Genomic DNA, 19,092 nt, shown 5'->3' on the forward strand with positions numbered 1-19,092 from the left:
CCCGGACACGAACAGGAGGCGCGGTGCCAGCCGGCACCGCGCCTCCCGTCAGCAGGTGGTGACTAGACCGCCACCGCGACCCGCTCGTCGGCCGTGACCACGGCGTCCTCCGACGCGGCCGGGGCTCGTCGGACCCACTTCTTCAGCCCGACGAGGACCAGCGCCGACACCACGGTGCCCGCCAGGATCGCCACGATGAACATCGCCACGTCCCCGATCGCGAAGAAGACGAAGATCCCACCGTGCGGCGCCCGCGAGGTCACACCGGCGGCCATCGAGATCGCACCCGTGACCGCGGCACCGATCATCGACGCCGGGATGACCCGCAGCGGGTCGGCGGCCGCGAACGGGATCGCACCCTCCGAGATGAACGACGCACCGAGCAGCCACGCGGCCTTGCCGTTCTCGCGCTCCGGCTTCGTGAAGCCCTTGCGGTAGAGCACGGTCGAGGCGAGCGCCAGGGCCAGCGGCGGGACCATGCCCGCGGCCATCACGGCGGCCATGATCTCGAACGGGACGACGTTCGTGGCGGAGCCGGCACCGAGACCGGCGACCGCGAACGCGTACGCCACCTTGTTCACCGGGCCACCGAGGTCGAACGCCATCATCAGGCCGAGGATGATGCCGAGCAGGATCGCCGAGGCACCGGACAGCGAGTTGAGCCACGCGGTGAGCTGCGTCATGACCCAGGCGATCGGGCCGCCGAGCACCAGGAGCATCAGGCCCGAGGCGATGATCGACGCGAACAGCGGGATGATCACGACCGGCATGAGGCCACGCAGCCAACGCCAGGTCGGGATGCGGCCGATCCAGTAGGCGGCGCCACCGGCGATGAGACCACCGACGAGACCACCGAGGAAGCCGGCGTTCATGAACACGGCGATCGACCCGGCGACGAAGCCCGGTGCGATGCCCGGACGGTCGGCGATGGCGTACGCGATGTACCCGGCGAGCGCTGCCACGAGGAACCCGAGGGACACGCCACCGATCTGGAACGCGGCGGCCCCGAGGTAGTACGCCAGGCCCTCCGGCGGCAGGTTCAGCAGCGTGTAGTTCGTGAGCGTGTAGACCGCGTTGTTCTGCCCGGAGTCACCGTGGGTCAGCGCGATGCCGTACCCGGCGAGCAGGAAGCCGAGCGCGATGAGGAGCCCGCCGCCCGCGACGAACGGGATCATGTAGCTGACACCGGTGAGGAGCCAGCGCTTGAGTGCCTGCCCGAAGTGCTCGTCCTTCGCGGTGCTGGAACCGGCCTCGGCAGCGGAGCCGTGCACGCGTGCGGCGTTGGGGTCGTCGGCGGCGCGGAGCGCCTCGGCGATCATCTTGTCCGGTTCGTCGACACCGCGCTTGACCGGTCCGGCCACGAGCGGCTTGCCGGCGAAGCGACCGCGGTCGCGGACGTCCACGTCGACGGCGAAGACGACGGCGTCGGCGCGGGCGATGAGCGCCGGGTCGAGGGGCTCGACCTGCGAGGACCCCTGCGTCTCGATGTGCATCTCGGCACCCGCGCGCTGCGCGGCGGCGACGAGGGCGTCGGCGGCCATGTAGGTGTGCGCGATGCCGGTCGGGCAGGCCGTCACGCCGACGAGCACCTTGCGGGCGCCGGTCGCGGACCCGGCCGCGGCTCCGTCCGCAGCGTTCGTGGCGGCGGCGGGTCGCGCCTCCTGGCTGGTCGCGGTCGCACTGGAGGCGCTGCTCGCGGTGCCGACACCGGCCTGCGCGACCTCGCCGCTCACCTCGCGGTCGACGAGGTCGACGATCTCCTGCGGGGTGGTGGCGGCGCGGAGCGCGGCGGTGAAGTCCTCGCGGATGAGCGCACGGGCGAGGGTCGAGAGGACCGTGAGGTGGTCCTTGTCGGCCCCCTCGGGCACGGCGATCATGAAGACGATGTCGGCGTCGCCGTCCGGGGCGCCGAACGACACCGTCCGTGCGAGGCGGCTCATCGCCAGGGTCGGCTCGGAGACCGATGCCGACCGGGCGTGCGGGATCGCGATGCCGCCGGGGACGCCGGTGCCGACGCTCGCCTCGCGCTTGATCGCGTCGGCGGCGAGGGACGCCCCGTCCGCCGCGCGGCCGGTCGCGGCCACGCGGTCGGCGAGGACGCGGATGACGTCGCTCGACGTGGCGCCGAGGTCCTCGTCGAGGCCGACGAGCTGGACGCTGATGAGGCGTGGACTCGTGTTGACGGACATGGGTTGCTCCTTTGCAATGGCGCGGGGGGCGCGGGTGCTGCGTGTGTGCGGGTTCGGTGGGAGGGGCGGGCGGCGTGTGCCGTCGTTCGGTGTCAGGCGGGTTCGGGCGCTCGGTCGAGCGCTCGGACCTCGATGCCCGACGGGTCGGTGTGGTCGAGGGCGGGGACGTCGCTGCCGGGGAGTGCAGCGGCTGCGGCTCCGGTGGCGACGGCCTGGGCGAGGCGCTGCTCGGGCGGGTGCCCGGCGACCTCGGCGAGCAGGTACCCGGCGAGGGAGGAGTCCCCCGCGCCGACGGTCGAGCGCGCCACGATCCTGGGTGCGGCGGCGGCGTAGCTCCCGTCCTCGGTGACGAGGACGGCCCCGGCACTGCCGAGGGTGAGGAGCACGGTGCCGACGTTCTTGTCACGGAGCCGTTGCGCGGCGAGCGCCGCGGCGTCCACGTCCCGCTCGAACTCGTCCGGGTCGCCGCCGACGACCTCGGCGAGCTCCTCGGCGTTCGGCTTCACGAGGTCGATCCGCTCGCCCGACTGCAGCAGGGCGGTGAACGGCACGCCCGACGAGTCGACCGCGATCCGGACGTCGTCGCCGTGGCGCTGCCGGACGGCGCGGACGAGGACCGCGAGGGCGTCGTCGGGCAGCCCCGGGGGCAGGGAGCCGGCGAGGACGACCCAGCGGGCAGCCGGTCCGGTCGCGGTGGCGCCGGCGGCGTCCGCGACGAGGGCCGCGAGGTCGTCGAGGCGGCCGGCGAGCGACGGCCCGGGCTCGTTGAGCTTCGTGGTCGTCCCGGTCGGCTCGGTCACGGTGACGTTCGAGCGCAGCGGGGCACCGATCGGCAGGGCGGCGGTCGGGATCCCCCGCGTCGCGAGACCGAGCAGCACCGGGTCGAGCTCGTCGCCCGGGAGCACGGCGATGGTGTCGCCCCCGCTCGCGACGACGACCCGGGAGACGTTGACGCCCTTGCCGCCGGGCTCCGCCGTCGAACGGGTGGCGCGCTGGACGGCGCCGCGCTGCAGCTCGCCGGCGAGCTCGATCGTGCGGTCGAGGCTCGGGTTCGGGGTGACGGTGACGATGCGGGTGCTCACGATGGAGCCCGGCTCGGCGCTGGTGTTCGGGGCTCTACGACTGTTCGAGGTCACGCTGCTGTTCGGGGTCATGCGACGACCACCTCGACGTCGGCCTCGGCGAGGGCTCCCGCGAGGTCGGCGGGCGGCGTCTGGTCGGTGACGACGGTGTCGATCTCGTCGAGCCGGGCGAACCGCATGAGCGCTTCGACACCGTGCTTGGCGGCGTCGGCCAGCACCACGCTCCGGCGGGCCGCGAGGACGTACGCGCCCTTCACCCCAGCCTCGTACTCGTCCGGCGTGCTCAGGCCGAAGCCCGCCGACAGCCCGTTCGTCCCGACGAAGGCGATGTCCGGACGCAGCGCGCCGATCTGCTCGACCGTGGCGGTGCCGACCGCGGCGCTCGTGATCCCGCGGACGCGTCCGCCGAGCAGGTGGAGCTCGACGTGCTCGCTGTGCTGCAGGGTCGCGGCGATCGGGACCGAGTTCGTGATGACCGTCAGGGTCGCGCCGGCCGTGGCGGGCTCCCAGCGGACGAGCTCGGCGGCGACGGCGGCGCAGGTGGTGCCGGCGTCGAGGGCGATGGAGCCGGTGAAGGTCGGCGGGACCAGGCGCATCGCGGCCCGGGCGATGGCGGACTTCGCGGAGTTGTGCTGGACCTCGCGCTCGGCGACGGTGAGCTCGACGACGCTCGACCGGCCGACGGGGACCGCTCCCCCGTGCACGCGGCGCAGTCGGCCGGCGGACTCGAGGGCGTCGAGGTCACGGCGGACGGTCTCGGTCGTGACGTCGAAGTGCTCGGCGAGGTCGGCGACGGAGACCCGTCCTGCCGACTGCAGCGCGGCGGCGATGGCGTCGTGCCGCTCGGTTGCGTACATGCCCGAACTCCTTCGTTCCCGTGGGTTTCGAGAAGAGTACGTCCGGATGCCACAGAAACGCAACCGTTTCAACGCGGAACCAACACGTTCGCAGGTCGCGGTGCGTCTGCGGCTCGCCGAGCGCTCGCCGAGCGGGCCTTTTTCGTCCCGTTCGCCCGCCCCAGGCAGCGAGTTCCGCCCGCTCGACGAACGCGAGCCGCGTGTTCCGCCCGCTCGTGGTCGTTCCGCGACCGACCGTTCGGCGCCCCGCTCTGCGCCCGCCCGTTCGGCGCCGTGCCTGCCCGTGGTGGTCCTGCATCCGCCCGTGGTCGCACGAACTGTCGCGTGGGACCTCCGCCCGGGCCGCTGGTCGCACGAAGTGTCACGCGGGACCTCCGCCCGGGCCCCTGGTCGCACGAAGTCCCGCCGCCCCGCAGCCCGGACGGCACTTCGTGCGACCAACTCACCACGCACGCGGCACGTCGTGCGACCAACCGGCCACCGACACCGCTGGTCGCACGAAGTGTCGCCACCCCGCGGCCCGGGCGGCATGTCGTGCGACCAACCCGCCACGCACGCGGCACGTCGTGCGACCAACCGGCCACGCACGCCGCTGGTCGCACGAAGTGTCGCCACCCCGCGGCCGGCCGGCATGTCATGCGACCAACCCGCCACGCACGCGGCACGTCGTGCGACCAGGTGGCACGAGCGCGCATCGCCGAGCGCGACGCCGAGCCCGGGCACGACGACGCCCCGACCGCCGGAGCAGGTCGAGGCGTCGTCGTCCGGAGCGCCGGGGAGCGTCAGCCCTTGACGGCCCCCGCGGTCATGCCGCTCACGAGCCGCCGCTGCACGATGAGGAAGAACACCACGACGGGGATGGAGAACAACACGCTCGCCGCCATGAGCCCGCCGAAGTCGGTGCCCTTGTCCGTCGAGAAGCCCGCCAGCCAGACCGGCAACGTGTACATCCCCTGGTCCTTGAGCATGACGTAGGCGGTCAGGTAGTCGTTCCACGCTGCGATGAACGCGAAGACGCTCGTGGCGATCACCCCCGGCATCACCAACGGGAACAGCACGCTCCACAGGATCCGGAAGGTCCCGGCGCCGTCGACCTTCGCGGCTTCCTCGATCTCGACCGGGACGGCGACGAAGAACCCGCGCATCACCCAGATCGAGAACGGCAGCACGCTCGCGACGTAGGCCAGGATCAGCCCGATGTAGCTGTTCAGCAGTCCGAGCGACTGGAACGACAGGAACAGCGGGATCAGCAGCGCACCCGACGGGATCATCTGCACGAAGAGGATCGCCACGAGGATCGTCCGCCGGCCGCGGAACCGGAAGCGCGACAGGGCCGCCGACGCCAGGAAGCCGACGACGATCGACAGCAGCACGGCGGCCACGACGACGATCGCGGAGTTCCGCAGGTACACGAGGAAGCCGTCCTGCGTCAGCGCCCGTGTGAAGTTCTCGAGCGTCGGTCGCAGCGGCAACCAGATCGGCGTGAGCGTCGTGACCTCGTCGGCGGGCTTGAAGGCGGTGTTCACCATCCAGTAGATCGGGAACACCCAGACCAGGCAGAACACCACCGCGATGGCGTTCGCCACCACGCGCGGCTTGCGTCGCCGGGCACGGACCGGCGCGACCGGCGCGGTGGGCCCGGAGGCACGCCCCGCTCCGGTCACGTCGGGCTGCGCTTCGGAGGCGGTCACCCCGGTCACCCCGGGGGTGGTGGTGGTCGTCACAGGTCTTCCTCCCCGCTCCGGACGAGCCGGCGGATGTAGTAGCTGGTGAGCGCCCCCAGGATCAGCGTCGAGATGACGGCGATCGCGGCTCCCTGCCCGTACGCGTTCGACACGAAGGACTTCACGAACGTCCAGATGCCGAGCGTGAGCGTGGTGTCCTCGGGACCGCCCTTGGTGAGCAGCCAGATCTGGTTGAAGACGTTGAAGTCCCAGATCACCGAGAGGATCGTCACGAGCAGCAGGGTCGGCACGAGCGCCGGCAGCGTGATCGCCCGGTACATCGCCCACGCGGACGCCCCGTCGAGCGCGCCGGCCTCGTAGTACTCGGGCGCGATCTGGGACTGCGCGGCGTAGAGCGTCAGGGCGACGAACGGCACGGCCTGCCAGATGACGAGCGAGAGCACGATGGTCAGGGCCTGGCCGGGGCTCGACGCCCAGTTGTCCTGCGTGTGGTCACCGAACACGCCGAGCTGGGTGATGAGCCAGTTCAGCACGCCGTAGAACGGCTGGAAGAGCCACTGCCACACCAGGCTCGAGGCGACGTTCGGCATCGCCCACGCCAACACGAGCACGACGCTCACGACGGTGCGCATGACCACGCCGAGCCGGGTGAGGAGCTGGGACACCGCCATGCCGATGCCGATGGTCCCGATCACCATGGCCCCGGTGACGAGCACCGTGCGGAGGATGACCGGCCAGAAGCTGGCGTCGGTGAGGACGTTCGTGTAGTTCGTGAGGCCGGCGAACCCCGCCTGTCCGGTGAAGATCGCCCGCAGCCCGTAGTCCTGGAAGGAGATGACCACCAGGCGGACGAGCGGGTAGACGACCAGCGCCAGGAGCAGGAGTGCGGCGGGGGCGAGCAGGACCAGCGGCGCACGCGAGGACGTGACGGACCGGCGTCGCGCCGCAGGCCCCGGACCCTTCCCGCCCCCGGGACCCGATGCCGTGCCCGACCCGGTGGTCCGACGCCGTCCGAGGGCCCCACGCCGGGCCCCCGGCTCGGCCTGAGCCGAACCGGGGACCCGCTCCGTCGTGGAGGTCATCGACTACTGCTGCGCGTTGAGCGCGGTCGTGAGGTGCTCCGAGAAGCCCTCGGCTGCCTGCTGCGGCGACTTCCGACCGGTGGCGATGTCGGCGAACATCGTCTGGAAGGTCGAGTCGCCCTCGATCGTCGCCCAGCCCGGGGTCGCGGGCGTCGGACGGCTGGTCGACGCAGCCTCGAAGTACGGCTTGTGGAGCTCGTCCACGTCACCGGCGACCGCGTCGAGGAGCTCGGTCGAGTTCGGTTCCCATCCGTCGACCCCGAAGACCTGGTCCTGCTGGAACTTCTTCGACGTGAGGATCTTCATGTAGTACAGCGCGAGGTCCTGGTTGGCGGACTTGGACGGGATGCCGAGGTCGGAACCGCCCAGGAACACCGGCTGCGTCTTGCCCGCGGTGCTCGACGGCATCGCGAACGTGCCGATCTGGTCCTTGAGCTCGGGCTTCGCCGTGGTGATCGACCCGATCTCCCACGCGGAGCCGAGGATCGCCGACGTGTTCCCCTGCGCGAAGACGTCGGACTCTGCCGGCTTGTCGGTGTTGATGTCCTGCGTGGACTTCGCCGAGTACGCGTTCTGGAAGTCCTTCCACGCGGTGAGGCCCTTGACGGCATCGTCCGAGTCGATCGCGCCCTTCCACTTGCCGTTCTTCTCGGTCGCGATCTGCCCACCGGCGTCCCACACCCACTGCAGCCCGCCGTACCAGTACTGCCCCGGCATGTAGAACGCCGAGAAGTCCGCCTGCGGGTTCTTCGCCTTGACCTTGTCGAGGTCGGCGGTGAGCTCGTCGTAGGACTTCGGGACGTCGGTCACCCCGGCGTCGGCCCACATCTTCTTGTTGTAGATCACCGCGCGATTGCCGGCGAAGAGCGGGGCTCCGTACAGCTTGCCGTCCACCGTCGCCGGGCCCTCGAGCCCGGAGAGCCAGGTCTGCCCGTCCTGCAGCTCCGACTTGTAGGGCGAGAGGTCCATGAGGCCCCCGGTCGCCGCGTACACGGGCACCTGCGTGTTGCCGAGGTCCACCACGTCCGGGGCGTCCTTCTGAGCGAGCGCCGTCGTGAGCTTGGTCGTGATGCCGTCCCACTGCTGGAGCTGCAGCTTCACCTTGGCGCCGGTGGCCTTCGTGAACTGCTGCTCGGCGACGTCGAGGATCTTCGGGCTGAGGTCGCCGTTCATGATCCAGACGGTGATGGTCTTGCCCTTGCCATCGGGTGTGCCGATGGACTTCGTGCCACCGTCGGAAGCTCCGTTGCTTCCGGCGGAGCACCCGGTGAGGGCGAGCGCGCCTGCGAGGGCGAGCGCACCGAGTGCGGCGAAACGCGTGCGTGTCACGTTGACTCCCTTGGTCCGACCTTTATGAAAGGACGTTGCGTAATGGTGAGTAAAGACCCATCACGCAGGGATGTCAACCACGGAAACGAAGGCTGTGGACAATCGCGATCCGCATGTTTCCGCGGGATCACGGATGTGGAACGGATGATCGACGACGCTTGACGAACTGGTCATGACCAGGCATGATCAGCACCCGCACTCAGGCGTCGAACGGCACCTCTCCGTGCCGGCTCACACCGGCCCGCTGCCGGTACGCGAGGTGTCCGCCGAGGTACCCGCCGACGCCGACCACCGCGAGACCCGCGAAACCGAGGAGCTTGCCCGCGCCGTGGTTCCCGCGCTTCCGCTGCATCCACGACAGCCCGTACAACGAGATGCCCACCCAGTTGACCGCCTGGTGCACCCAGCCCGTCCGGAGTTGCGCACGGTCGAGCTCGGACCAGTCGACGTAGCCGGCCACCGATGCGCTGCCGGACGACACGAGCCCCACGCCGACGAGGGTCTTCGCCGCACGCGCGTTCCCCTTGCCGCCGATCAGGTCCAGCACCGCCGCCGAGGTCCACGCCCCCAGCGGCACCTGCACCAGGAGCGGGTGCAGCGGGTGCCCGAACGGCACGCCGTGCAGCAGCTGGCGCAGTGCCTTCGGCTTCGCGAAGGCGTTCACCACGGAACGATCGACGTCGACCGCCTTGTCGAGCACGCTGGCGTGCTCGACGGCGTCGGTGAGGCGACGGAACACTCGGATCTCAGGCATGCCCTGGACCGTAGGCCGGGCGAGACCGGAGCGTTCACAGCGCGCCGGCGCTCAGAACGCTCCGGTCTCGCCGGGCGAACCCGCGAACCCGCGAACCCGCGAACCCACGACCGGCGAACCCACGAACCGGCGAACCCGCGAACGAGGCGCCGCCCCAGGAGCCGACACCGCGCCTCCTGTCCAGGGGTCCGGCCCGTCCGCGTCTACTCCTCGACGATCTCCGCGAGCTCGAACGGCTCCACCGTCAGCTCGTTGCCGCCCGGGGCGACGTCGACGCGGACCGTGTCCCCGTCGCGCACGTCACCGGCGAGGATCGCCCGCGCGAGCCGGTCGTCGATCTGGCGCTGCATGAGCCGACGGAGCGGACGCGCGCCGTACACCGGGTCGTAGCCCCGCTCGGCGAGCCAGGTGCGGGCGTCCGGGGTCACGGCCAGTTCGAGGCGACGATCGGTGAGGCGGCGGGCGAGCCGGTCCACGTAGAGCGACACGATCTGCCCGAGGTCCTCCTCCGTCAGCGCCTGGAACACGACGATGTCGTCGAGCCGGTTGATGAACTCGGGCCGGAAGGCCTGCTGGACGAGCTCACGGACGGCTTCCTCGCGCTGGACATCGGTGATCGACTGGTCGGTCATGAACTGCGACCCGAGGTTCGACGTCAGGATGAGGATGGTGTTCCGGAAGTCGACCGTCCGGCCCTGCCCGTCGGTCAGCCGGCCGTCGTCGAGGACCTGCAGGAGCACGTCGAAGACCTCGGGGTGGGCCTTCTCGATCTCGTCGAGCAGCACCACGGAGTACGGGCGACGCCGGACGGTCTCGGTGAGCTGCCCGCCGGCCTCGTACCCGATGTACCCGGGCGGGGCGCCGATGAGCCGCGCCACCGAGTGCTTCTCGCCGTACTCGCTCATGTCGATCCGGACGAGGGCCTTCTCGTCGTCGAAGAGGAACTCGGCGAGCGCCTTGGCCAGCTCGGTCTTGCCGACGCCGGTGGGGCCGAGGAACAGGAACGAGCCCGTCGGGCGGTCCGGGTCGGAGATGCCGGCGCGGGTGCGGCGGACGGCTTCGGACACCGTCGAGACGGCGGTGCGCTGCCCGATGATCCGCCGACCGAGCTCGTTCTCGAGGTGCAGGAGCTTCTCGGTCTCGCCCTGCAGGAGGCGTCCGAGAGGGATGCCGGTCCACTGGGCGATCACGGCGGCGATGTCCTCGTCGGTGACGCTGTCGTTCACCATGCGGTCAGCGGACTCGGCCTGCTCGGCCGCGGCGAGTTCCGCTTCGATGCGCGGCTTCTCCCCGTACTCGAGCCGACTCACGGTCTCGTAGTCGGCCTCGCGCTGCGCCCGCTGCGACCGCACGTTGAGGTCGTCGAGCTGCTGCTTGAGCTCACCGATCCGGTTGAGCGAGGCCCGCTCGGCCTGCCACCGCGTTTCGAGCTCGGCGAGCAGCCCCTCGCGGCTCGCCAACTCGGCACGCAGGGTCTCGAGGCGCGCCTTCGACGCGTCGTCCTTCTCCTGCTTCAGCGCGAACTCCTCGACGCGCAGCCGGTCGACGGTGCGCTTGAGCTCGTCGATCTCGACGGGGCTGGAGTCGATCTCCATCCGGAGCCGCGAGGCCGCCTCGTCGATGAGGTCGATCGCCTTGTCCGGCAGCTGCCGCCCGGAGATGTACCGGTTCGACAGGCTCGACGCGGCGACGAGCGCGGAGTCGTTGATCGTGACCTTGTGGTGGGCCTCGTACCGTTCCTTGAGCCCGCGCAGGATCGCGACGGTGTCCTCGACGCTCGGCTCCCCCACGAAGACCTGCTGGAAGCGGCGTTCGAGCGCGGCGTCCTTCTCGATGTACTCGCGGTACTCGTCGAGCGTCGTCGCCCCGATGAGTCGGAGTTCGCCGCGCGCGAGCATCGGCTTGAGCATGTTGGAGGCGGCCACGGAGCCCTCGCCCCCGCCGGCGCCCATCAGCGTGTGCAGCTCGTCGATGAAGGTGATGACCTGCCCGTCGGAGTCGTTGATCTCCTTGAGCACGGCCTTCAGCCGCTCCTCGAACTCGCCGCGGTACTTGGCGCCGGCGATGAGGGCGGACATGTCGAGCGAGACGAGGCGCTTGTCCTTGAGCGAGTCGGCGACGTCGCCCGCGACGATGCGCTGGGCGAGTCCTTCCACGACGGCGGTCTTGCCGACGCCGGGTTCCCCGATGAGCACGGGGTTGTTCTTGGTGCGGCGCGTCAGCACCTGGGAGACGCGCCGGATCTCGGCGTCGCGGCCGATCACGGGGTCGAGCTTGCCGTTGCGAGCGATCGCCGTGAGGTCGACGCCGTACTGCTCGAGGGCGGTCTTCTGTCGTTCTTGCGAGTCAGGAGCGCCCTGGAGGTTCGCCATGCGTTCCGTCCTTTCGTTGCGGTGGTCCTGAGGTTGAGTCTACTCCACTCAACTTGCGTCCGCGGCGGCAGATTCCCGCCGCGGGTTCCGGATACCGACGGCACTCACGAGGGCACCGGCGAGGAGCAGGAACGCCATCACCACCATCGCGCGGTGCAGTCCCCCGACGCTCACCGCACCGCCGAGCACGATCCCCGCGAGCGCGACCATGACGAGCCCGGCGATCCGAGCGACGGCGTTGTTCACCGCCGATCCCGCTCCGGCCTCGGACTGCGGGACGGACCCGAGGACCGCGCTCGTCAAGGGGGTGACCATCAGGGCGATCCCCGCACCGATCAGCACCAGCCCGGGCAGGACCGACCACCAGTAGCCCCGTGGATCGTCACCGGCGGCGAGCATCAGGAGCGCCCCGCAGGCGGCGATGGCGGGGCCCGCGGCCATGAACCACCGCGGCCCCCAGCGGCCGGCGAGCGCACCGACCGTCGTCGAGAGGACGAGGAGCATCACGGTCGGGGGCAGCGTCGCGAGACCGGCGAGCCAGGCCGGGAAGCGCCAGACCTCCTGCAGGAAGAGCGTCACCACGAAGAACACCATCCCGAGGGCGCCGTAGATGGAGAGCGTCGCGAGGTTGCCCACCGTGAAGTTCCGCGCCCGGAAGAGCTCGAGCGGGACGAGCGGCGCGCCGTGCCGACGGGTGACGCGGAGCTCCCACGGCACGAAGGCAACGAGCGCCGCCCCGCCGAGCACCAGTGCGGTGAAAACGACCGGCGCGCCCCACCCGAGGCGCTCCTGTTCGATGAGCCCGAGCACGACCCCGCCGACGCCCACGACGGCCAGCACCGCGCCCACCACGTCCACGTGGGCCCGCGGACCGACCCGGACGTCCGCCGAGATCCGCGACACGAGTGGGATGGTCACGGCGATGGGCACGGCGGTCAGCACGAAGATCCACCGCCAACCGATGCCGTCCACGACGAGCCCGCCAACGACCGGCCCGAGGATCGTCGCCGCACTCGACCACGCCGTCCACGTCCCGATCGCCTTCGCCTGCGCCGCACCACGGAACGCCGCAACGATGAGCGCGAGCGCACTCGGCGTGACGAGCGCCCCGCCGACGCCCTGCAGCGCCCGGGCGACGATGAGCACCTCGCCCGTGGGCGCGACGGCACACACGACCGAGGCGATCCCGAACACCACCAGCCCCCACGTGATGATCCGGACACGGCCGAACAGGTCGGACAGGCTGCCGGCGACGAGGATGAGCGACCCGAGCGTGACGAGGTAGGCGTCCACCGTCCACTGCTGGACGACGAGTCCCCCGCCGAGTTCGTCGCGGATCGCCGGGAGCGCCACGTTCACGACGCTCGAGTCGAGCCCGACCACGAAGGACGACAGGATCGCCACGACCAGCACGACACGGCGGTCGTCGCGGAGCGGAGCGGTGGCCGCAGGGGCAGGGGTCGTCATGTGCTCATCCTCCGCCACCCGGCGCGGTCCCGCCTGCCCTGGGGACGACCTGTGGACGACTCGTCCGACGTGCACGACGAAGCCCCCGCGACCGGTGAGGTCGCGGGGGCTGCCGACAGGACGGGGCTGGGGTCCTAGTTCCTGGAGTCCGAGTTCGGCTGGACCGACGGGCCGGGGTTGACCACCGGCTGCGGGGCGGGCTCGGCCGCGGTGTTCGTCACCGTGGTGTTCTGCGCGCCGGCGTCGGTGCCCTTGGCCTTCTTGTCGTCGTCACCCATCTCCTTCTTGAAGATGTTGATCGACTGCCCGAGGCCCTTGGCGAGCGCCGGGAGCTTGGTCGCACCGAACAGCAGGATGATGATCCCGAGGATGATCAGCAGGTGTACGCCACCGAGGTTTCCGAGCATCATGACTCCTTGGTATCTGGATCTGGTCGCCGTCTCCGAGTCACCGTCGACGCGTGCGGCGGAAGTCCGTCGTGCACCCATCGTAACTCGCACCGGTCAGGAAGCCCAGGCGGGCCCCGGAACGAACACCGTTCGCACAGGCAGGAAGGAAGGCAGGCGTACCGGCGGACAGACAGACGGCAGGCAGGGACGCGGTCAGTCCGTCAGCGTGCGAGCACCGCGTCGAGGGTCCAGGCCACCGGCGCTGCCGAGAGCGCCGGGACGTCCGCCTCGGTCAAACCCCGCAGGCGGTACGCGACGCGCTCCCCGGGCAACAGCGTCATGAAGCCCCGGTCGACGGTGCCGCCGGCAGCGACCCGGTCCGGCTGGAAGAGCAGGTCGCGGACGAGCCCCTCCGCCTCGACGACGAGGTCGAGCCCGTCGCCGTCCGCCGCGGGGGTGAACGCCGTGCGGTAGCGGGCGGGCTCCCAGCGCATCTCCTTGTCGGGTGCCGGCGTCCAGACCGCACGTCGCCAGTCCATGTCGGCGACGACGAGTTCGTTCGTCGGGTCGTCCACGACACCGACCGACTCCGGCAGCGCCACGACGGCGACCCCGGCGGCGGACAGGTGGACGGGCAGCGAGACCTCGGCGAGGACGGTGCCCGCCAGGGTGATGCGCCGGACCCGGACGACGCTGTCGTGACCGGACCGGGTCGAACGGACCGCGATCTCGATCGGCGAACTGCCGAACGCCCCTGGCGACACCCCGAGGGAGAGCGTGTCCGCCAGGTCGCCCAGATCAGCCGTCTCCCCGACGGCGGCCGACGAGGCGCCGCGATCCGCGCCTCCCGGCTGCTCCGACCCGTCCATCGAACCGGACCCACCCGCCTGGCCGGACCCGACGCCGGACCCGACCGCCTGGCCAGAGCCGACACCGGAGCCGACACCGGACCCGACGTCGGACCCGACGCCGTCACCGACCGCAGCCGCGACCGACGAGGCCGGACGGATCGTGAGCAGCACGTCGTCGTAGAGCCGCCGCAGCTCGTGCGCGAGCGGCTTCAGCCGCCCGGCCGAGTCGATCGCCGACCACGACGAGACCGGCCACAGGTCGTTCAGCTGCCACACGACGACACCCGTGTTCCGGGGCCAGTGCGTCCGCCAGTGCTCCACGCCCGTCGCGATCGCGCGTGCCTGCTGGAGCTGCGTCAGGTAGTGCCACCGGTCGAACTCGGCCGGGGCGACGGAACCGAACCGGGGTGCGAGCCCCCGCTCGAGCTTGCCCATGCCGTCCGCCGCCTTCTGGTGGTGGACGACGCCGGGCGAGTCGACGGCGAGCGGCGCGTCCCGCACGGCGTCGCGGAGCGTCCGCCAGGCGGGCGGTGCCTGCCAGCCGAACTCGGACACGAAACGCGGCACCGACTCGCGGTAGGCGGTGTCCGGCAGGCGGTTCCAGACCTCCCACGAGTGGTGCGTCTCGTGGTCGACGTCGTTCGCGAAGAGCGACTCGGAGCCCGACCACGGCGACGCGACCGTGTAGAAGCGGGACGGGTCGACCGCGTCGACGATGGTCGGCAGCAGGTCGAGGTAGTAGTCCAGGCCCCAGCCGCGGTCCCCGAGCTCGGCGGCCCAGCCGTCGACCTCGTGCAGCCAGATGTTCTCGTTGTTCCCGTTCCAGAGCACGAGGGACGGGTGCCGCGAGAGCCGGGCGACGTTGTCCCGGGCCTCGGCGATGACCTCGCTGCGGATCGGCTCGCCCTCGGGGTAGGCCGAGCACGCGAACGGGAAGTCCTGCCAGACGAGCAGTCCGAGCTCGTCGCAGACCTCGTAGAAGTCGCGCGACTCGTAAACGCCGCCACCCCAGACGCGCACGAGGTTGACGTTGAGGTCGGCGGCGGCGCGCAACCGCCCCTCGACGCGGTCCCGGGTGACCCGCGAGACGATCACGTCGTCCGGGATCCAGTTCACGCCCCGGACGTCGACGAGGGTGCCGTTGACGTGCACGTTGAACGGCTTCCCGACGCGGTCCGACGTCGTGTCGATGCGCGTCGAGCGGAAGCCGGTGCGGAAGGTCGAACGGTCGAGGACCTCGCCGTCGACCGTCTGCAGCTCGACCACGACGTCGTAGAGCTCCTGTGCGCCGTAGCCGCGCGGCCACCACCGCTGGACCTCGGGCACGCGCACGGTGACGACCGTCTCGTCGTCCTTCGGCGTCAGCTGGGCGCGGGAGCGCTGCCGCGTGGTCCCGCCGTCGGCCGTCCCGCCGCTCACGGTGACGACGAGCACGAGGTCGTCGTCCTCGCCGTCCTGGTCGAGGTCGTTGAGTCCCGAGCGCTCGACGGTGATGTGCGCGTCGAGCACGCCCTCCCCCGCCTCGACGTCGACGAGCGGCCGGACGTCCCGGAGCCTCGCCGTGGACCACCGCTCGATCGCGACCGGTCGCCACGGACCGCTCGTCACCGCCGTCAGTCCCCAGTCCCAGCCGAAGTTCGACGCCATCTTGCGGATGTACGGGAACGGCTCGTCGTACGGACCGGGCATGCTGCCGGCCTTCGCGGCGACGCGTCCGGCCTCGCGGTAGGGCGACTCGAACAGGATCTCGAGCGTCTTGCTGCCGCGGCCGACACCGCCGGTGGCGTCGCGCGCGTCGAAGCGGTACCGCCGGTGCATGTTCCGGGTGGTCCCGACCACGACGCCGTCGAGGCTGAGCTCGGCCACGGTGTCGAGTCCGTCGCACACGAGGTCGACCCGTTCGAAGCCGCGCGGGTCGACGTCGACGGTGCGCTGGTACGACCAGTCCGCTCGTCCCACCCACTTCCCCGCGTCCTCGTCGCGGTCGAACGTCGGGTCCGCCAGCAGACCCGCGCGCTCGAGGTCGGTGTGGACCTGCCCCGGCACGGTCGCCGGGATGACGCGGCCCGCGACGCCGTCCGGCGCACCGGGGCCCTCGGCCAGGGTGACGGTCCAGTCGTCGCGGAGTTCCTCGCGTTCGAGGGTCATGCGGGTCCTTCTCTTCGGCGGAGGGGTCGGTGTCCGCCACGGTCGGGGCGCCGGCCGGCGGCCCGCCCCGGGGCCGGGGTCTCGGCCTGGAGGCGCTGCACCGGTCGGCCGGGCGTCGTCGCGTCGCGCGCGCGGACGCTGGTGCGATCGCGCGTGGGGGTGCCCGGCGATGCTAGTACGGCGACCTTGCAGGACCGCGAGTGGCAGGCTGGGGAGCGTGATCAGTGTTGCACTCGCCACCGCCCTGCGTGACGCCGGACTCCGGTGGCACCCGACGACGGGCGACCGGTTCGTGATCGACAAGCCGGGCGTGGACGACGACGTCTACACGGTGTCCGAGATGACCGTGGAGCGGCACGACTACCCGTCCGGCACGGTGCTCGGGTTCAACGGCACGACCGAGTGGGCACTCGACTCCGTGGACGCCGCCGAGTCGCTCTGGCTCCCGCGCGAGGACCAGCTGCGCGAGCTGCTCGGGCCGGCGTTCGTGTCGCTGTCGGCCGGCTTCACGGTGGTCGCGACGATCGACGGTGCTGATCGTTCGTTCACCTCGGACGACGCCGCCGAGGCCTACGGGCTCGCGCTGCAGGCGTACATCACGGCCGCACTGGCCTAGCGGGGTACGTCGGACGGGCGACGGCGCGCCCGGCCTGAACGTTCCCGGAATGCGGGCTGGGCGCGCTTTGGTTGACTCGGACCATGACCGTTCCGAACATCACCCTGAACGACGGCAAGACCATCCCGCAGCTCGGCTTCGGGGTCTTCCAGATCGACCCGTCGGAGACGAAGGACGCCACGCTCGCAGCGCTCGAGGTCGGCTACCGCCACATCGACACCGCCGAGATGTACGGCAACGAGAAGGAGGTCGGCGAGGCCATCGAGGCGTCCGGCATCCCCCGTGAGGAGATCTTCGTCACGTCGAAGCTCAACAACGGCTTCCACGACCCCGAGGCGGCGCTGGAGAACGGGAAGAAGTCGGCCGAGCTGCTCGGCGGCTACACCGACCTCTTCCTCATCCACTGGCCGCTGCCCACCAAGTCGGACTTCGTGCCGACGTGGAAGGCGATGGAGGAGCTCTACCGCGGCGGCACCGCCCGCTCGATCGGCGTGAGCAACTTCCAGGCCCACCACCTCAACCGCCTCGCGGCCGAGACCACGATCACCCCGGCCGTGAACCAGATCGAGGTGCACCCGTACCTCACGCAGGACGAGCTCCGCGCCTACGACCGCGAGCACGGCATCGCGACCGAGGCCTGGTCGCCGATCGCGCAGGGCCTCGTCCTCGACGACGAGACCATCACGCGCATCGCGGGCAACATCGAGAAGACCCCGGCGCAGGTCGTCCTGCGCTGGCACATCCAGCGCGGCGACATCGTCTTCCCGAAGTCGGTCACGCGCGCCCGGGTCGAGGAGAACTTCGCGATCTTCGACTTCGAGCTCTCGGACGACGACATGACCGCGATCTCGTCGCTCGACAAGGGCCACCGCACGGGTCCGGACCCGGACACGTTCGACTACATCCCGGCGTAGGCGGGCAACGAGAGCGGGGGCGGTCGCGCGAGCGACCGCCCCCGCTCTCGTGTCCGGTGTCCGCGTCCCGCGCGATGCGTCCGGCGCGATGCGTCAGGCGCGAGGCGTCAGGCGCGACGGGACGCGGTGACCGTGAACTTCGGCGTGCGGACGACCTGCCTGGTCGTCCCGACGAGCCGCTCCAGGACCGGCCGGTAGCGCAGGTGCGAGTTCCAGACGCACCACAGTTCACCGCCGGACTGGAGGATCGTGGCCGCGTTCCGGAACATCGCCTCGGCCGCGTCGGTGGACACGGTGGTGTCCTCGTGGAAGGGCGGGTTGCAGAGGACGAGCTGCGCGGACCCCTCGGCGAGTTCGTCGCCGGCGTCCGACCGGACCACCTCGACCCGGTCCGTCACGCCGTTGGCCCTGGCCGTGGCGATCGTCGACGCCACCGCGATCTTCGAGACGTCCGTGGCGACCACCCGGATGCCCGGACGACGCCGGGCGAGCGCGGTGGCGATCACGCCGTTGCCGCACCCGAGGTCGACCGCCGTGCGGGCGGTGGGCACGGCGCCGTCCATCGCGTCGAGCAGCACCCGCGTGCCCTGGTCGAGCGAGGTCCCGGCGAACACGCCACCGTGTGCGACGAGGGTCATGCCGAGGTCGTCGACGTGCACGGACCGCGGCCAGGGGTTCGTCGCGTCCGCCCGTGTCGCCTGTGCGCGGAGCGGGTCCTGCGCGATGAGCAGCCGCGACTTGCCCCGGCCCCGGGACGCCGTGACCTCGCCGAAGTACCGGCGCAGGACGTCGTTCTGCGAGAGGTTCATGTGCTTCGACACCCCGCCGCACAGCAGCACGACGTCGGGCGCGGCGAACCTGGCGACGGCACGGGCGAGTTCGTCGAGCCGGTCGTTCGACTTCGACAGCCGGAGCAGGACGAGTCGCACGTCCCGGAACGCCTGCTCGAGCGAGCCCGGGTGGTGGAAGCCCCGCCGACCGAAGGTCCCGGCGTTGGCCTCGAGCGCGCGCACGCCGACCAGGGAGTCCTGCACGACCCGGACGTCCGAGGCGCCGTGCAGGGTGATCGCACCGAGCGTCAGCACGCCGTACCGGTCGTCGACCACCGCGACCTCGCCCGGCTGCCGGAGCGCGTCGCCGTGCACGTGCGGCGCCTCGTCGAGGATGAACCGGTCGGTGCCGTCGATCGCGATGAGGTCCGGCGCGTCGTCGTGACGGCGGCGGAAGAGGTCGGCGAAGTCGGGTGGCACGGCGCCAGCGTACCGGTCCGGCTGTTGCCAAGCGTTGCCAAGACTTTCACATACGGTGTTCCACATCGATATGTTGCTGAGGTCCTGTTCGACTCCGAAGGAGCCTC

Annotated in this window: 14 protein-coding genes; 2 read left to right on the forward strand and 12 right to left on the reverse strand. The window is 71.1% G+C overall.

The features are described 5' to 3' along the window. Positions 1 to 62: 62 nt before the first annotated feature. The 11 genes from ACQXVK_RS03170 to ACQXVK_RS03220 all read right to left on the reverse strand — a co-directional run bounded on the left by ACQXVK_RS03170 (position 63) and on the right by ACQXVK_RS03220 (position 16,205). Positions 63 to 2,189 carry a PTS fructose transporter subunit IIABC gene (locus tag ACQXVK_RS03170; protein ID WP_416394078.1) on the reverse strand — a complete coding sequence of 709 codons (2,127 nt, stop codon included), beginning with the start codon at positions 2,187 to 2,189 and terminating at the stop codon, positions 63 to 65. Positions 2,190 to 2,281: 92 nt separating this feature from the next. Next, positions 2,282 to 3,271, reverse strand: a complete 990-nt coding sequence (locus tag ACQXVK_RS03175) for a 1-phosphofructokinase family hexose kinase (protein WP_430852756.1) — start codon at positions 3,269 to 3,271, stop codon at positions 2,282 to 2,284. Between the two features lie 68 nt (positions 3,272 to 3,339). Beyond that, a complete protein-coding gene (locus ACQXVK_RS03180) occupies positions 3,340 to 4,128 on the reverse strand; it encodes a DeoR/GlpR family DNA-binding transcription regulator (RefSeq protein ID WP_022906144.1) in 789 nt (262 codons plus the stop codon). Positions 4,129 to 4,910: 782 nt separating this feature from the next. Continuing rightward, complete coding sequence (locus ACQXVK_RS03185) at positions 4,911 to 5,852, reverse strand: carbohydrate ABC transporter permease (RefSeq protein ID WP_430852659.1); 942 nt, start codon at positions 5,850 to 5,852, stop codon at positions 4,911 to 4,913. Next, positions 5,849 to 6,895, reverse strand: coding sequence for a carbohydrate ABC transporter permease (locus ACQXVK_RS03190; RefSeq protein ID WP_430852660.1), 1,047 nt, complete (start codon positions 6,893 to 6,895; stop codon positions 5,849 to 5,851). Before ACQXVK_RS03190 ends, ACQXVK_RS03185 begins: the two co-directional genes overlap by 4 nt. Positions 6,896 to 6,898: 3 nt before the next feature. After that, positions 6,899 to 8,224 (reverse strand): sugar ABC transporter substrate-binding protein, encoded by a 1,326-nt coding sequence (locus tag ACQXVK_RS03195; RefSeq protein WP_022906147.1) that lies wholly within the window; start codon positions 8,222 to 8,224, stop codon positions 6,899 to 6,901. Between the two features lie 199 nt (positions 8,225 to 8,423). Beyond that, positions 8,424 to 8,978, reverse strand: a complete 555-nt coding sequence (locus ACQXVK_RS03200; RefSeq protein WP_430852661.1) for a DUF2231 domain-containing protein — start codon at positions 8,976 to 8,978, stop codon at positions 8,424 to 8,426. Between the two features lie 203 nt (positions 8,979 to 9,181). Next, a complete protein-coding gene (locus tag ACQXVK_RS03205) occupies positions 9,182 to 11,350 on the reverse strand; it encodes an ATP-dependent Clp protease ATP-binding subunit (RefSeq protein ID WP_430852663.1) in 2,169 nt (722 codons plus the stop codon). 48 nt (positions 11,351 to 11,398) lie between these two features. Then, on the reverse strand, positions 11,399 to 12,817 hold the full coding sequence (locus ACQXVK_RS03210; protein WP_430852665.1) for an MFS transporter: 1,419 nt from the start codon (positions 12,815 to 12,817) through the stop codon (positions 11,399 to 11,401). A 134-nt stretch (positions 12,818 to 12,951) separates the two neighbouring features. Further along, on the reverse strand, positions 12,952 to 13,227 hold the full coding sequence (tatA, locus tag ACQXVK_RS03215; protein WP_022906152.1) for a twin-arginine translocase TatA/TatE family subunit: 276 nt from the start codon (positions 13,225 to 13,227) through the stop codon (positions 12,952 to 12,954). Between the two features lie 200 nt (positions 13,228 to 13,427). After that, complete coding sequence (locus tag ACQXVK_RS03220) at positions 13,428 to 16,205, reverse strand: glycoside hydrolase family 2 protein (protein WP_430852667.1); 2,778 nt, start codon at positions 16,203 to 16,205, stop codon at positions 13,428 to 13,430. Positions 16,206 to 16,422: 217 nt separating this feature from the next. On the opposite strand from ACQXVK_RS03220, the gene ACQXVK_RS03225 reads away from it, so the two are divergent. Both ACQXVK_RS03225 and ACQXVK_RS03230 read left to right on the forward strand, forming a co-directional pair. Next, the gene (locus ACQXVK_RS03225) at positions 16,423 to 16,821 is read left to right on the forward strand and encodes a hypothetical protein (RefSeq protein WP_022906154.1); all 399 of its coding nucleotides are present in this window, start codon (positions 16,423 to 16,425) and stop codon (positions 16,819 to 16,821) included. 83 nt (positions 16,822 to 16,904) lie between these two features. Continuing rightward, the gene (locus tag ACQXVK_RS03230; RefSeq protein ID WP_022906155.1) at positions 16,905 to 17,735 is read left to right on the forward strand and encodes an aldo/keto reductase; all 831 of its coding nucleotides are present in this window, start codon (positions 16,905 to 16,907) and stop codon (positions 17,733 to 17,735) included. 107 nt (positions 17,736 to 17,842) lie between these two features. Here ACQXVK_RS03230 and ACQXVK_RS03235 read toward each other — a convergent pair whose 3' ends face one another. Beyond that, positions 17,843 to 18,985, reverse strand: a complete 1,143-nt coding sequence (locus ACQXVK_RS03235) for a class I SAM-dependent methyltransferase (protein WP_430852669.1) — start codon at positions 18,983 to 18,985, stop codon at positions 17,843 to 17,845. Between the last annotated feature and the right edge of the window lie 107 nt (positions 18,986 to 19,092).

This window comes from Curtobacterium sp. AB451 (assembly GCF_050585845.1).
Taxonomy (GTDB): Bacteria; Actinomycetota; Actinomycetes; order Actinomycetales; family Microbacteriaceae; genus Curtobacterium.